A 15122-nucleotide genomic window follows, 5' to 3' on the forward strand; every position below is an offset into this window, starting at 1 on the left:
CGCCAGTATAAATTACTGACGGGCGAATACTTTAGCACAAAGAGCGGAGAATCCCAATTCTCAGGTTATTCCTAGTCTGCCTGCTTACGCAGGAAGGCAGGAATATCGAGATAGTCGGGCTCTTTGTTAGTTTGCGCAGTCGGATCGTTGACCACTTTCGCCGCAGGTTTCTGCTCCTGAGGCAGTGGAGCCATGCCGTGCTGCTGGTAGCGGTGATCCATCACAGGCTGCGTCTGCTGCTTCTGGTTAGTGACCAGGGTAATCTCCGGACGCTTATCCATGCCGATACCTGTGGCGACAACGGTCACACGCAGTTCGTCGTTCATTTCAGGATCCAGTGACGTACCGATAACCACGGTCGCATTGTCGGAAGCGAAGGCGCGGATGGTGTTACCCACCGTTTCAAACTCGTCCAGACGCAGGTCAAAGCCCGCCGTAATGTTGACCAGCACGCCACGCGCACCGGAAAGGTCGATATCTTCCAGCAGTGGGCTGGAGATCGCCATTTCCGCAGCTTCTTCCGCTCGGTCTTCACCGCACGCCACGCCAGAACCCATCATCGCATAGCCCATTTCGGACATCACGGTGCGCACATCAGCAAAGTCGACGTTCATCAGGCCAGGACGGGTGATCAGTTCAGCAATGCCCTGTACTGCGCCTTTCAGCACGTCGTTAGCCGCGCCAAATGCGTCCAGCAGGGAGATACCGCGACCCAGCACTTTCAACAGCTTGTCGTTAGGAATGGTGATCAGAGAATCGACGTGCTTAGACAGCTCAGCGATACCCTGCTCGGCAAATGCCATGCGTTTTTTGCCTTCAAAATTAAAAGGCTTGGTGACCACGGCTACCGTCAGGATACCCAGGTCTTTTGCCACTTCGGCCACAACCGGTGCTGCACCTGTTCCGGTCCCACCGCCCATACCTGCGGCGATAAACACCATGTCTGCACCTTCCAGTGCCTGACGCAGCGCTTCGCGATCTTCTTCAGCAGAGTTACGACCCACTTCCGGGTTCGCCCCTGCACCCAGACCTTTAGTAATACCATTACCGATCTGGATAGTCTGACCGACAGCCGTTTTACGCAACGCCTGTGCATCAGTGTTAACGGCAAAGAACTCGACACCTTCGATGCGCTCACGCACCATATGTTCTACGGCGTTACCGCCGCCGCCGCCGACGCCGATGACTTTAATCACCGCGTCATTGGTTAATTCCATTGGTTCAAACATAATTTCTCTCCGTTATGTGCCTGTTGCCTGGAGATCATAAATAAGTCTAGCATGATCCCCTTTTATCAAAATTAAAACTCTTTTCTCAGCCAGCTGTTGATTCGTTTAAACCAGTTGCCCACCGAGGCTCTTTTTTCTACATCTGCCTCACCGTTAAGATGAGACTCTTTTCCGTAGTGCAGTAAGCCGACTGCCGTAGAGTAGTATGGCTCCTGCGCGTAATCCGTTAATCCCGTTATGTTTAACGGCTGTCCAATACGCACCTGCGTGTGGAAAACGCGCTGGGCGCAGGCCGCTAATCCCTCAATCTGTGCTGCACCGCCGGTCAGGACGATGCCTGCTGCCAGGTGATGCTTCACGCCCTGCTGGCGCAGCTGTTCCTGCAATTGCAGGATCTCGTCGTTAACCAGATTCAGCAGCTCGGTATAACGCGGTTCGATCACCTCTGCCAGCGTCTGGCGCTGCAGGCTACGGGGTGGACGTCCGCCCACGCTCGGCACCTCAACATTCTCATCCTTGCCGACGATGGAGCCCAGCGCGCAGCCGTGGCGCACTTTAATGGCTTCGGCATCGGTTGGCGGCGTACCAAACGCGTAGGCGATATCGCTGGTCACCACGTTGCCCGCATAGGGAATAACCTTGGTGTGGCGCAGTGCACCACCGGTATAAACCGCAATATCCATCGTGCCGCCGCCGACATCCACGACGCACACGCCAAGCTCACGCTCATCTTCGGTGAGCACGGCAAAGCTGGAAGCCAGCCCGGCGAAGATCAGTTGGTCAACTTTCAGTCCACAACGTTCAACGGCTTTAACAATGTTTTTCGCCATATCGTTGTGGCAGGTAATCAAATGCACTTTTGCCTGCATACGTACGCCAGACAGTCCCACCGGGTTTTTGATCCCTTCCTGGTAGTCGATGGCGTACTCCTGCGGGATCACATGGAGGATGCGGTGTTCATCCCGAACGCGAACCGATTTAGCGGTATGTACCACATTTTCCACATCTTCCTGAGTCACTTCCTCTTCGGAAATAGGAACCATCCCTATTTCGTTCTGGCAGCTGATATGTTTACCCGATAATGCAAGGTAAACAGAGGAAATCTGGCAGTCTGCCATCAGCTCAGCCTGATCAATGGCGCGCTGGACGCATTTCACGACGGATTCAAGATCGTTTACGCCGCCTTTATCCATACCCCGGGAAGGGCAGCTACCGACGCCGATGATGTTAACCATGCCGTCGGGCAGAATTTCACCTACCAAAGCGGCGACCTTAGCGGTGCCGATTTCAAGTCCAACTACCAGTTTTCTGTCCGTCGCTTTGATCATTGTTGTTTAACCTGTGCCTGATTCTGTTGCTGTTTACTGTCAGTGCTCTCAACCGCCGGTGCCCATCCTACTGCCGCGCCAGAGTCATATCGCAGATCGACATAGCTGATACGTTTGTTTCCCGCCTGCGCCTGCTGCTGTAGCGTTGGGTAAAGCTGGATAAAGCGCTGAAGCCGTTTCATATCCTCATTGCGCCCTAACTCAAGCCGAATATCATCGTCCAACACCAGTTGCCAGGACCGCCGGGCGGTCATCGAAGCCACTTTCAACTTAAATTTGCTGGCAGCCAGCACATCGCTCATTTGGTGGTAGCCGGTCAGCACTTCTGACTCGCTGCCCTCCGGGCCGTACAGCATCGGCATCACCTCTTTACCGAGGTGGCTGGCCGGCACGCTAAACGACTTACCCGTGGCGTCCACCATATGCAGATCGTTCCAGCGCGCGACCGGAACATACTCCACCAGATGAATTTTTAACTCATCAGGCCACTGCTTGCGTACGCTCACCTGCTGGATCCACGGCAGACGCTCAATCTGCTGTTGAATCACATCCACATCCTGGGACATAAAGGTCCCCGGCGCGCCCAGCGATAAAATCGCCTGGCGTATATCGTCATGGGTGGTGTAATGGGTCTGGCCGGTCACCACCAACCTTGAAAGCGGCTGGCGAGAAGCATCGTTCATCCACTTCACCACCACGAACCCAGCGGCCACTATCACGCCAAGCACCATCAGCAAAAAAATTATGCCGGCCAGCCGCGAACCATTACTGCGGCCGGACCGCGCCTTCTCCTGCGCTTCACGGTTACGAACATTCAGAGCCGCCTGGGACATATCAGTCGGCAAGCTCCAGAATACGGGCGACCAGCTGAGAGAAGCTCATCCCAGCCTGCTTCGCCGCCATCGGAACCAGGCTGTGCCCGGTCATACCCGGTGAGGTGTTGACCTCCAGCAGATAAAAACGACCGTCACCGCCCATCATCACGTCCACGCGTCCCCAGCCGCTGCAGCCCAGTGCGCGCCAGGCCTTGATGACGATCTCGCTCAGCTCCGCTTCCTGTGTGACCGACAGCCCGCTTGGGCAGAAATATTCCGTTTCGTCAGAGAAGTATTTCGCGTCATAGTCGTAAAATTCCGACCTGACCTGGATGCGGATCGAAGGCAGGATCTCATCGCCGATAACCGCCACGGTATACTCTGGGCCGCTCAGAAAGGCCTCGACCAGCACATCATCATCGTGACGGAAAGCCTCATCCAGCGCAGTCTGTAGCGCCTCCACTTCGTTCACCCGGCTGATGCCGACGCTCGACCCTTCACAGCTGGGTTTGACGAAAACCGGCAGGCCCAGCGCCGCGATGCGCGCTTCCGTTTCCGGCGTCAGGCCAGCTTCTTGCTCCCGACGGGTAATCGCCACGTAAGGGGCAATGGGCAGGCCGCAGCCCTGCCAGAGAAATTTGGTTCTCAGCTTATCCATGGTAATGGCCGACGCCATTACGCCGCTGCCGGTGTAGGGAATAGAGAGAAATTCCAGTACGCCCTGCAGCGTGCCGTCTTCACCGCCGCGACCGTGCAGGGCGATAAAGGCTTTGTCGAAGCCCTCTTCTTTCAGGCGCATCACCGGGAAGTCACGGATATCAACGGCATGGGCATCTATACCGGCCTCTTTCAGCCCGTCCAGAACGGCGCGACCGGACATCAACGACACTTCACGCTCTGCCGACGTGCCACCCAGTAATACGGCGACTTTCTCAGCCATGATGAACACCTTCTTTATTCTGTAGTTGTAACTTTTGATCGGCCAGATGACGCGCAATGCGCCCGACGTTCCCGGCACCCTGTACCAGGATCAGATCGTTGCCGGAGAGTTTAGGTGCCAGCATTTCCAGCACTGCGTCATGGTCCGCGATCAGAATAGGGTCAACCTTGCCGCGACCGCGAATGGTTCGGCACAGGGAGCGGCTGTCAGCGCCCGGAATGGCCGTCTCGCCCGCGGAATAGACATCGAGCATCAGCAGCACGTCAACCTGCGACAGGACGTTAGCAAAATCGTCGTACAGATCGCGGGTGCGCGTATAGCGATGCGGCTGGAAAATCATCACCAGCTGCTTATCCGGCCAGCCCGCACGGGCGGCTTTAATGGTCGCATCAACCTCCGTCGGGTGATGACCATAGTCATCCACCAGCATCGCCGTGCCTGCTGTACCGTCTGCGGCAATAATGGGGAATTCCCCCAGCGAGTCGAAACGGCGACCGGTTCCCTGGAAACTCTCCAGGGCGCTGAGGATCTCTTCGTCCTCAATACCCTCTTCCGTCGCTACGGCCACCGCCGCAGCGGCGTTGAGTGCGTTATGCCGGCCAGGCGCGTTAAGCGTCACCCGCATCAGCGGCTTATCCAGCCGGGCAAGGGTGAAATGCCCCTGCGCACCGTGCTGCTCGTAGCTGGCGATGTGCACGTCGGCATCTTCACTGAAGCCGTAGGTGGTTATCTGGCGGCCCACGCGCGGGATCAGTTCGCGAATCACCGGATCGTCCACGCAGAGTACCGCACGGCCGTAGAACGGCAGGTTGTGCAGAAAGTTAATAAACGTCTGCTTCAGGTTTTCAAAGTCGCCCTGGTAGGTATCCATATGGTCGGCTTCGATATTGGTGACAATCGCCACCATTGGCTGAAGGTGGAGGAATGACGCATCGCTCTCATCCGCCTCCGCAATCAGGTAGCGGCTGCTGCCCAGTCGCGCATGGGTGCCTGCCGCTTTCACCAGGCCACCGTTAACGAAAGTAGGATCCAGTCCGCCTTCGGCATAAATGCTGGACACCATCGCCGTGGTGGTGGTTTTACCGTGGGTGCCTGCAACGGCAATCCCGTGGCGGAAGCGCATCAGTTCAGCCAGCATCTCCGCGCGGCGGATAACCGGGATGCGCGCTTCACGCGCGGCAACCAGCTCCGGGTTGTCCTGCGATACGGCGGTAGAGACCACCACCACGCTGGCATCGCTGACGTTTTCCGGGCGATGGTTAAAATAAATAGTTGCGCCCAGCTTGCTCAAATGCTGGGTTACTGCGTTCGGCGCCAGGTCCGAGCCGCTGATTTCATAACCTTCATTGGCCAACACTTCGGCAATACCGCCCATGCCAGCACCGCCGATGCCAACAAAGTGGATGTGCCGGACGCGACGCATCTCGGGCACGATAGAACGCAGTTTTGCCAGTTGTTGTATATTCATCTCTTTTGCCTGTCGGTACGTCACCGCACCTTATGTTGCGGGCCGAGTCGTCCTGCCCCTGAAAATCGTGTTTTATAACGCTGCGGCGCTGACTTCTGCCGCAACGCGTTCGGTCGCATCCGGGATTGCCACGCTGCGCGCGTTTATCGCCATTTTTAAAAGCTCAGGGCGATCCCACTGACCCAGCGTTTCCGCTACCGCATCCGCAGTAAACTGCGGCTGCTCATAAATTTTTGCCGCGCCCGCCTGCTCAAGCGGCAGCGCGTTCCAGTACTGCTGACGATCTTTATGCTGAAAGGGAACAAAGATGGCCGGCAGACCTGCTGCGGCCACTTCACTGACCGTCAGCGCGCCGGAACGGCACACCACCACGTCAGCCCAGGCATAGGCTTCAGCCATATCATCAATAAACTCAGTCACCCGGTGCTGCGTCTGATTGACCTGCTGATAAGCCTGATTCACGCTCTCCAGCGCCCCTTTCCCGACCTGATGCCACAGCGTGATAGTATCGCCAGCCTTCGCCGCCACCTGCGGCATGGTCTGATTCAGCACCCGCGCGCCCTGACTGCCGCCAATCACCAGCACGCGAATCGGACCGGTGCGGTTAGCCAGACGCGTCTCAGGCAGAGGCAGCGCCAGCACGTCGGTTCTGACCGGGTTACCGACCACATCCGCGTGTGGGAATGCGCCGGGGAACGCCTGCATCACCTTCTTCGCGATTTTCGCCAGCCATTTGTTGGTCAGCCCGGCAATGCCGTTTTGTTCATGCAGCACGACCGGAATGCCGCAGCTCCATGCCGCCAGGCCACCCGGCCCGGAAACATAGCCGCCCATTCCCAGCACCACATCCGGGCGGTAAGCCTTCATGATTGCCCTGGCCTGGCGCACGGCGGTAAAGATACGCAGCGGCGCGCTAAGCTGAGCCTTCAGGCCCTTGCCCCGCAGGCCGCTGATGCGGATAAAGTCGATTTCAATCCCGTGCTTCGGCACTAAATCGGCCTCCATACGGTCGGCGGTGCCCAGCCAGCGAACCTGCCAGCCCTGAGCCATCAGATGATGCGCAACCGCCAGCCCGGGGAAAACGTGCCCACCGGTTCCGCCAGCCATCACCATCAGTCGCTTCCCTTTCATCGACTACCTCGCGTAAACGCCTGGGCTCTGGCCAGACGTGTTTCATAATCAATACGTAACAAAAATACGATGGCGGTCGACATAATAATCAAACTTGACCCCCCGTAGCTGATCAGCGGCAGCGTTAGCCCTTTGGTCGGTAACATGCCCGCGGCGGCTCCGACGTTAACCAGCGCCTGGAAGCTAAACCAGACGCCAATCGAACAGCCGAGGAAGCCGGAAAAACGCTGATCCAGCTCCAGCGCACGGCGTCCAATCGACATCGCGCGAAAAGCGACGAAGAATACCATTAACAGGGCCAAAACCACACCGATATAACCCAGCTCTTCCCCGATAATCGAGAAGATAAAATCGGTATGCGCTTCCGGCAAATACTCCAGTTTTTGCACCGAGTTGCCCAGGCCCTGCCCCCAGAATTCACCGCGGCCGAACGCCATCAGCGACTGGGTCAGCTGGTAGCCGCTGCCGAACGGATCTTCCCACGGATTCCAGAAGGAGGTCACGCGGCGCATACGATAGGGTTCAGCAATAATCAGCAGGCAAACGGCAAAGACGCCCGAGCCGATAATTGCCAGAAATTGCCACATTTTCGCCCCGGCCAGAAACAGCATCGCCAGGGTGGTAACGAACAGTACCACTACCGTACCGAGGTCCGGCTGGGCCAGCAGTAACACCGCCAGCACCACCATCACGCCCATCGGCTTACAGAAGCCCCAGAAGTTATTGCGAACCTCATCGACCTTGCGCACCAGATAGCTGGCCAGGTAGCAAAACAGTGACAGTTTGGACAGCTCTGCTGGCTGTATACGCAGCGGTCCCAGCGCGATCCAGCGCGAGGCACCGTTTACCGAACTGCCCACCACCAGCACAACCAGCAGCATCACCACCGTCACCAGCAGCATGATGTTGCTGTAGCGCTGCCAGAAATCCATCGGCACCCGCAGCGTGACCAGCGCCATACCAAACGCCAGCGCCAGATAGAAAGCGTCGCGCTTGGCGAAGAAGAAGGGATCGTCTGAGAGACGCTGACCCACCGGCATAGACGCCGAGGTCACCATAACAAAGCCAACGATCGCCATACCAATGGTCAGCCACAGCAGCGTACGATCGTAAAGGACCATCGAGCTGGCGTCGCTTTCGCGCGCGCCCATCACCCACTCTTTCAGGCGATTAGAAAAGAAGGTGGCAAGGCCAAAGCCGCGAATATTCATCAGCCAAGCTCCTTAGCCAGTTGCGTAAACGCATCACCGCGCTGCTCAAAGTTTTTAAACTGGTCGAGGCTGGCGCAGGCGGGCGACAGCAGAACGATATCCCCCGGCTTCACCTGTCCGGCGATATATCCCATCGCCTCAGCCAGGGTTTCCATCTGCATGGCGCTCTCAGGGCGCAGGGCAGCCAGGGCAGCGCGATCGCGGCCAAAGCAGCAGATGCGGACGTTATCGGTCAGGTAGCGCGTCAGCGGGCTGAAATCGGCGGCCTTGCCATCCCCGCCCAGCAGCAGCCAGAGCGTGCCCGCGGGCTTAAGTCCGTTTAACGCAGCCTCGGTACTGCCAACGTTGGTCGCTTTCGAGTCGTTAATCCAGCTCACGCCGTTATGCCTGTGGGCCAGCTGAAACCGGTGCGCCAGCCCGCCAAAGGTGGTTAACGCCTTCAGGCTGGTGGCGCGCGGCAGGCCAACCGCATCGGCCAGCGCCAGTGCTGCCAGCGCGTTGGTATAGTTATGCTGCCCGGTAAGCAACATTTCATCGGTGTTGAGCACTTTCTCTCCCTTCACCCGCAGCCAGATGCTCCCCTGCTGGCGGTTGAGGTGATAATCGCCCACGTCCGCGCCAAAACTGACGCAGCGCTTATCGGCACCGCGTACCGGCATGGTCATCGCATCGTCTGCGTTAACCACGCAGACGCTGGCCTGCTCGTAAACGCGCAGCTTAGCCGCACGATACTGCTGAAGGCCGAACGGATAGCGATCCATATGATCTTCCGTCACGTTAAGCACGGTCGCGGCGGCGGCCTTCAGGCTGTGGGTGGTTTCAAGCTGAAAGCTCGACAGCTCAAGCACATAAAGCTGTGCAGGCTGATTAAGCAGCATCAGCGCAGGCAGGCCGATATTGCCGCCCACGCCGACCTGCCAGCCCGCGGCCTGCGCCATTTCCCCGACCAGCGAGGTGACGGTGCTTTTGCCATTGGAGCCGGTAATCGCCACAATCGGTGCCTGCGCTTCCCGGCAGAACAGTTCAATATCGCCAACGATCTCCACACCGGCGTCCGCTGCCGCGACCAGAGACGGGTGCGCAAGCGGCATTCCCGGGCTGGCAACGATCAAATCGGCATCGAGCAGCCACTCGTCGTTAAGCGAACCCAGCCAGCACGCCACCGTTTCCGGCAGCTTGTTGAGGCCGGCCGGCGCGACACGGGTATCCATCACGCGCGGCGTTACGCCACGCGCTAAAAAGAAATCAACACAGGACTGGCCGGTGAGGCCCAGCCCGATAATGACCACTTTCTTACCCAGATAGTCTGCCATTTTTTAGCGTACCTTCAGCGTTGCCAGGCCAATCAGCACCAGCATCAGCGAAATAATCCAGAAGCGCACGATCACGCGCGGTTCCGGCCAGCCTTTCAGTTCGTAATGGTGATGGATCGGCGCCATACGGAAGATGCGCTGTCCACGCAGTTTGAACGAGCCTACCTGCAAAATCACCGACAGCGTTTCCACCACAAAGACACCGCCCATAATCAGCAGCAGGAACTCCTGGCGCAGCAGCACGGCAATGGTGCCCAGCGCGCCGCCCAGTGCCAGCGATCCCACATCGCCCATAAAGACCTGGGCCGGATAGGTGTTAAACCACAGGAAGCCCAGCCCTGCCCCGACAATGGCGGTGCAGACAATCACCAGCTCACCGGCATGGCGCAGATAGGGGATATGCAGATAGTTAGCAAAGTTCATGTTGCCGGTCGCCCAGGCCACCAGCGCAAAGCCCGCCGCGACAAATACCGTCGGCATAATCGCCAGCCCGTCCAGACCATCGGTCAGATTCACCGCATTGCTGGTACCGACGATAACGAAGTAGCTCAGCAGAATGTAGAGCAGCCCAAGCTGCGGCATGATGTCCTTGAAGAAAGGCACCACCAGCTCGGTCGCGGGCGTATCCTTGCCAACGGCGTACATTACAAAGGCTACCGCCAGCGCAATGACCGACTGCCAGAAATATTTCCAGCGGGCAATCAGCCCTTTGGTATCTTTGCGCACCACTTTGCGGTAGTCATCAATAAAGCCGACGATCCCATAGCCCACCAGCACGAACAGGACGCACCAGACGTAAGGGTTGGATGGATAAGCCCACATCAGTACCGAAACGGTAATCGAGAACAGGATCATGATGCCGCCCATGGTCGGCGTACCACGCTTGCTAAAGTGCGATTCAGGGCCGTCATTACGTACGACCTGACCAAATGACATTTCCTGCAGGCGCGCAATCATACGCGGCCCCATCCACAGAGAGATAAACAGGGCCGTCAGCAGGCTGACAATGGCGCGAAACGTCAGATACGAGAAGACGTTAAAGCCAGAATAAAAAGTGACCAGATGTTCGGCCAGCCAGACTAGCATGTTCCTTTCTCCTGTAAGCTCTGCACTACCTGCTCCATGGCGGCACTACGTGAACCTTTAACTAAGATGGTGATATGAGGATGCTCCGACAGCAGCGCCCGCAGGCGTGTTGTAGCGGCACTCTTATCGGTAAAATGTTCGCCGCTTTCGCTGGCGTCGCTAATCAGTTTGCTTAAGGTGCCGACGCTGAGCACTTTATCAATGCCCGCCTGGCGCGCGGCCTGCCCCACCTCACGGTGGCGCGCCTCGGCCTCCTCACCCATTTCCGCCATGTCGCCGACCACCATCACGCGATAGCCCGGCATCTCGGCCAGAACCTGCGCAGCGGCGGTCATAGAGCCGACGTTAGCGTTGTAGCTGTCATCCAGCACCAGCTTACCCTCGCTCAGCAGCAGTGGGAAAAGTCGGCCCGGCACCGCCTTAAGCGTTGATAAACCCTGACTGACGGCGCTGAGTGGCGCACCGACGGAGAGTGCCAGCGCCGCAGCGGCCAGCGCGTTAGCAATATTGTGACGCCCAGGCAGGGGCAGTTCGACGGCTACGTCGCCGGCGGGCGTGGACATTACAAAGCGCGTACCGGTGGAAGAAACCGTGACGTCCGAGGCAGTAAAATCGCTGTCCGCCTGTGCCTCGACCGAGAAACGCCAGACGGTTTTACCGTCCAGGGCCGTCTGCCAGTGAGGCCAGTCGTTGCTGTCGGCATTAAGAATGGCCGTGCCTCCGGCTGCCAGCCCCTGGAAGATTTCGCCTTTGGCTTTTGCCACGCCCGCAAGCGATCCAAATCCCTCAAGATGGGCGGCGGCCAGGTTATTCACCAGCGCGCTTTCGGGACGAACGATGCCGGTAGTCCAGGCAATTTCACCCTGATGGTTTGCGCCCAGCTCAATAACCGCATAGTGATGCTGTTCGGTCAGGCGCAGCAGCGTAAGGGGGACGCCGATATCGTTGTTCAGATTGCCTGCGGTATAGAGCGTTTCACCGCACTGGCGGAGAATGGCGGCGGTCATCTCTTTGACCGAGGTTTTGCCCGAGGAGCCGGTGAGCGCAACAATGCGCGCCGTTGCCTGCTGGCGAACCCATCCGGCCAGCAGGCCGAGTGCGATACGCGTATCGGCTACCACCACCTGGGGAACCGCTACTGGTAAGTGCTTACTCACCAACAGAGCTGCCGAACCGGCTGAAATCGCTTCACCGACGAAGTCATGAGCATCAAAGCGCTCACCCCGCAGGGCAATAAACAGGCAGCCCGCGCTCACTTTCCGCGTGTCGGTGACGGCCTCAGAAAAGGTAAGATCGCCGCCTACCAGCGTTCCGTTGGTGACTTCTGCCAGCGTCTGAAGAGAGAGAGGGATCATGCCATCACTCCCAGTAGCTGCGCGACGGTGATACGGTCCGAGTAGTCCAGCCGACGGTTGCCGACAATCTGATAATCTTCATGGCCTTTACCGGCAATCAGCACTATATCGCCCGCTTTCGCCTGCATAACGGCGTTAGTGACCGCTTGCGCACGTCCCGGCATCACGCGCGCGCGTCCGGCATCAAGCAGCCCGCTCAGAATATCGGCGACGATGGCACCGGGATCTTCACTGCGCGGATTGTCGTCGGTAATGACCACCACATCAGAGAACTGCTCGGCAATCGCTCCCATAAGTGGGCGCTTACCTTTATCGCGATCGCCGCCGCAGCCGAACACGCACCAGAGCTGTCCAGTGCAGTGGAGCCGCGCGGCCTGGAGCGCTTTTTCCAGCGCATCGGGGGTATGAGCATAATCAACCACCACCGTGGGTTTGTCCGGCGCGGAAAAGACTTCCATACGCCCTGCCACCGGTTGCAGCTGGTGGCCCGCGGTAACCAGTTCGGCCAGCGGATAGCCCAGCGCCAGCAGCGTAGCCAGGGCAACCAGCAGGTTACTGACGTTAAACGCGCCCATCAGGCGGCTTTCAATTTCGCCCGGCCCCCAGCTTGAATCGAAGCTGACGCGGGCGCCATTATCGTGGTAGTCCACGCGGGTTGCGCTGAGCCAGCGGCCCCGGCATCCCGGCTGCAAATTGTTATCCATGGTAACCGCCACCGCATCCGGCAGCTTCGCCAGCCAGCGGCGCCCCACCTCATCGTCGGCGTTAACAATCGTCTGACCCACCAGATGTTCGGAAAAGAGCAGCCATTTGGCCGCTTCGTAGCGGGTCATGTCACCGTGATAGTCCAGATGGTCACGGCTCAGATTGGTAAAGGCAGCGGCGGCAAACGGCAGCGCCGCCACGCGATGCTGCACCAGTCCGTGTGACGAAATTTCCATTGCGGCAAACGTCGCGCCTTTCTCAACCAGCGTGTGCAGCGTTTGCTGCACGTCAACCGCTGAGCCAGTGGTGTTTTCCGTCGGCGCAAGCTGACCATAGAGGCCATTACCCACGGTGCCCATTACGGCACCGGTTTCGCCCAGCAGGTTCGCCCACTGCGCCAGCAGCTGCGTGGTGGTGGTTTTGCCATTGGTGCCGGTTACGCCTGTCAGCTTAAGCTTCTCGCCCGGCTGCTGATAAAAACGGCCCGCCAGGGCAGAGAGCCGCTGTGAAAGCTGCGCAAGGTAAATAACCGGTACGCCGTGCATTACGGTGATGTGCCCATCTTCCGCTTCGCCGTCGGCGTCAGCAATGACGGCCGCCACGCCCTGCGCGATGGCCTGCGGGATAAAACGGCGGCCATCCATCTCGTGACCTTTAATGGCCACAAACAGGTCGCCGGACGCCGCCATGCGGCTGTCCAGAATCATTTCATGTAGCGGCAGCGAAGGTGCACCAGGCACCCAGGGAGCCAGCAGGTCGGACAGATTACGATCGGTCACTCGATCCCTCACTTCTGTTATCTACCATCTCGTTTTTTTCCGCTGGAACCGCTGAAGGAAGCGCATCGGGCTCGATATTCATGGTGCGCAATACGCCGCCCATGATCGCGCCAAAGACGGGTGCAGAAATGGCTCCACCATAGTATTTCCCGGCCTGCGGGTCGTTAATCAACACGACCAGGGCAAAACGAGGATGACTGGCTGGTGCCACGCCAGCGGTATAGGCGATATATTTGTTAACGTACTTCCCATCCGGCCCAACCTTTTTAGCCGTCCCGGTCTTGATGGCAATGCGGTAGCCTCTGATCGCCGCCTTAACGCCGCCCCCGCCGGGCAGCGCAACGCTTTCCATCATATGCATCACGGTGCGCACCAGCGGTTCAGGGAAGATACGCTGCCCGCCTACCGGCGGGTCAACTTTGGTGATCGACAGCGGGCGATAAATGCCGTAGCTGCCAATCGTTGCATAGACTCGCGCTAACTGTAACGGCGTTACCATTAGCCCGTAGCCGAAAGAGAAGGTGGCCCTCTCTATGTCAGACCACCGTTGTTTTTGAGGATATAAGCCACTGCTTTCTCCGACCAACCCCAAATTGGTCGCCTTTCCCAGTCCAAAGCGCGCGTAAGTCTCTACCAGCGCGGAGGATGGCATCGCTAACGCCAGCTTTGATACACCAACGTTACTCGATTTCTGTAAAACTCCGGTCAGGGTCAGCTCGTTATAGCGCGCCACATCTTTGATTTCGTGGCCATTTACGCGATAGGGAACGGTGTTGAGGACGGAGTTCTCTTTCACCACGCCGCGCTGCAGTGCCGTCATGACCACCATGGGCTTGACCGTTGACCCCGGCTCAAAAATATCGGTAATGGCGCGGTTGCGCATTACATCTTTGGTTACGCCGGTCAGATTATTCGGGTTATAGGCGGGACTGTTTGCCATCGCCAGCACTTCGCCGGTGCCCACATCCACCAGCACCGCCGTTCCTGACTCCGCCTTGTTGAACGCCACGGCATTGTTTAACTCGCGATAAACCAGCGCCTGTAGCCGCTCATCGATGCTCAGCGCCAGATTATGCGCGGCACGGCTGTCGACGGAGGAGATATCTTCAATCACCCGACCATAGCGATCTTTACGCACGGTGCGCTCGCCCGGCTGCCCGGTCAGCCACTTATCAAAGCTTTTTTCAACGCCTTCAATGCCCTGACCGTCAATATTGGTGAAACCGATCAGATGCGAGGTCACCTGCCCTGCCGGGTAGTAGCGGCGCGACTCTTCACGGAGGAAGATGCCGGGCAGCTTGAGCTTTTTGATGTAGTCGCCGATGGCGGGATTCACCTGGCGGGCAAGGTAAACAAAGCGCCCTTTAGGATTAACGTTAACGCGAGCGGAGAGCTGGTCAAGGGGGATGGACAGCGCCTCGGAGAGCGCCTTCCAGCGGCTGTCAGTCGTGATGCCGCCCTTTTCGTTAAGGACTTTCGGATCGGCCCAGATGGCATTAACCGGCACGCTGACGGCCAGAGGACGACCGGCGCGGTCGGTAATCATGCCGCGCGCGGTGGGCACCGCCTGTACGCGCAGCGAACGCATATCGCCTTCGCGCACCAGCCGATCGGGGTTAATGACCTGTAGCCAGGCCATCCGCGCGATCAAACCCAGCAGCGCGAGAAGAATACAGCCACACAGCAACACAAAACGCCAGCTTACAAAGCTGGCCTGATCGTGCGGGCGTTTTAACTTCAGCGTCTTGGTTGCCGGTTTCAT

12 protein-coding genes are annotated in these 15122 nt (G+C 58.3%); all 12 read right to left on the reverse strand.

What is annotated here, in order from left to right; translation table 11 throughout:
* Positions 1 to 71: 71 nt before the first annotated feature.
* Positions 72 to 1229, reverse strand: a complete 1158-nt coding sequence (ftsZ, locus tag AC4PCC_RS17645) for a cell division protein FtsZ (protein WP_067706783.1) — start codon at positions 1227 to 1229, stop codon at positions 72 to 74.
* Positions 1230 to 1300: 71 nt separating this feature from the next.
* Positions 1301 to 2557 (reverse strand): cell division protein FtsA, encoded by a 1257-nt coding sequence (ftsA, locus tag AC4PCC_RS17650; protein WP_067706788.1) that lies wholly within the window; start codon positions 2555 to 2557, stop codon positions 1301 to 1303.
* Positions 2554 to 3390: a cell division protein FtsQ gene (gene ftsQ, locus AC4PCC_RS17655; RefSeq protein WP_492125386.1), complete on the reverse strand. Its 837-nt coding sequence runs from the start codon at positions 3388 to 3390 to the stop codon at positions 2554 to 2556. The genes ftsA and ftsQ overlap by 4 nt, the downstream gene beginning before the upstream one ends.
* Position 3391: 1 nt before the next feature.
* The gene (locus AC4PCC_RS17660) at positions 3392 to 4312 is read right to left on the reverse strand and encodes a D-alanine--D-alanine ligase (RefSeq protein ID WP_492125387.1); all 921 of its coding nucleotides are present in this window, start codon (positions 4310 to 4312) and stop codon (positions 3392 to 3394) included.
* On the reverse strand, positions 4305 to 5780 hold the full coding sequence (gene murC / locus AC4PCC_RS17665) for a UDP-N-acetylmuramate--L-alanine ligase (RefSeq protein ID WP_492125388.1): 1476 nt from the start codon (positions 5778 to 5780) through the stop codon (positions 4305 to 4307). Before murC ends, AC4PCC_RS17660 begins: the two co-directional genes overlap by 8 nt.
* Positions 5781 to 5852: 72 nt before the next feature.
* Positions 5853 to 6911, reverse strand: coding sequence for an undecaprenyldiphospho-muramoylpentapeptide beta-N-acetylglucosaminyltransferase (murG, locus tag AC4PCC_RS17670; protein ID WP_492125389.1), 1059 nt, complete (start codon positions 6909 to 6911; stop codon positions 5853 to 5855).
* Positions 6908 to 8122: a cell division protein FtsW gene (ftsW, locus tag AC4PCC_RS17675; RefSeq protein ID WP_067706803.1), complete on the reverse strand. Its 1215-nt coding sequence runs from the start codon at positions 8120 to 8122 to the stop codon at positions 6908 to 6910. Before ftsW ends, murG begins: the two co-directional genes overlap by 4 nt.
* Positions 8122 to 9435: a UDP-N-acetylmuramoyl-L-alanine--D-glutamate ligase gene (gene murD / locus AC4PCC_RS17680; RefSeq protein WP_492125390.1), complete on the reverse strand. Its 1314-nt coding sequence runs from the start codon at positions 9433 to 9435 to the stop codon at positions 8122 to 8124. Before murD ends, ftsW begins: the two co-directional genes overlap by 1 nt.
* A 3-nt stretch (positions 9436 to 9438) precedes the next feature.
* Positions 9439 to 10521, reverse strand: coding sequence for a phospho-N-acetylmuramoyl-pentapeptide-transferase (gene mraY / locus AC4PCC_RS17685; protein ID WP_067706809.1), 1083 nt, complete (start codon positions 10519 to 10521; stop codon positions 9439 to 9441).
* Positions 10515 to 11876 carry a UDP-N-acetylmuramoyl-tripeptide--D-alanyl-D-alanine ligase gene (murF, locus tag AC4PCC_RS17690; RefSeq protein ID WP_492125391.1) on the reverse strand — a complete coding sequence of 454 codons (1362 nt, stop codon included), beginning with the start codon at positions 11874 to 11876 and terminating at the stop codon, positions 10515 to 10517. The genes mraY and murF overlap by 7 nt, the downstream gene beginning before the upstream one ends.
* On the reverse strand, positions 11873 to 13360 hold the full coding sequence (gene murE / locus AC4PCC_RS17695) for a UDP-N-acetylmuramoyl-L-alanyl-D-glutamate--2,6-diaminopimelate ligase (protein WP_492125392.1): 1488 nt from the start codon (positions 13358 to 13360) through the stop codon (positions 11873 to 11875). The genes murF and murE overlap by 4 nt, the downstream gene beginning before the upstream one ends.
* The gene (locus tag AC4PCC_RS17700) at positions 13347 to 15122 is read right to left on the reverse strand and encodes a peptidoglycan glycosyltransferase FtsI (RefSeq protein ID WP_492125393.1); all 1776 of its coding nucleotides are present in this window, start codon (positions 15120 to 15122) and stop codon (positions 13347 to 13349) included. Before AC4PCC_RS17700 ends, murE begins: the two co-directional genes overlap by 14 nt.

It is taken from the genome of Erwinia sp. L03-1, assembly GCF_058686115.1.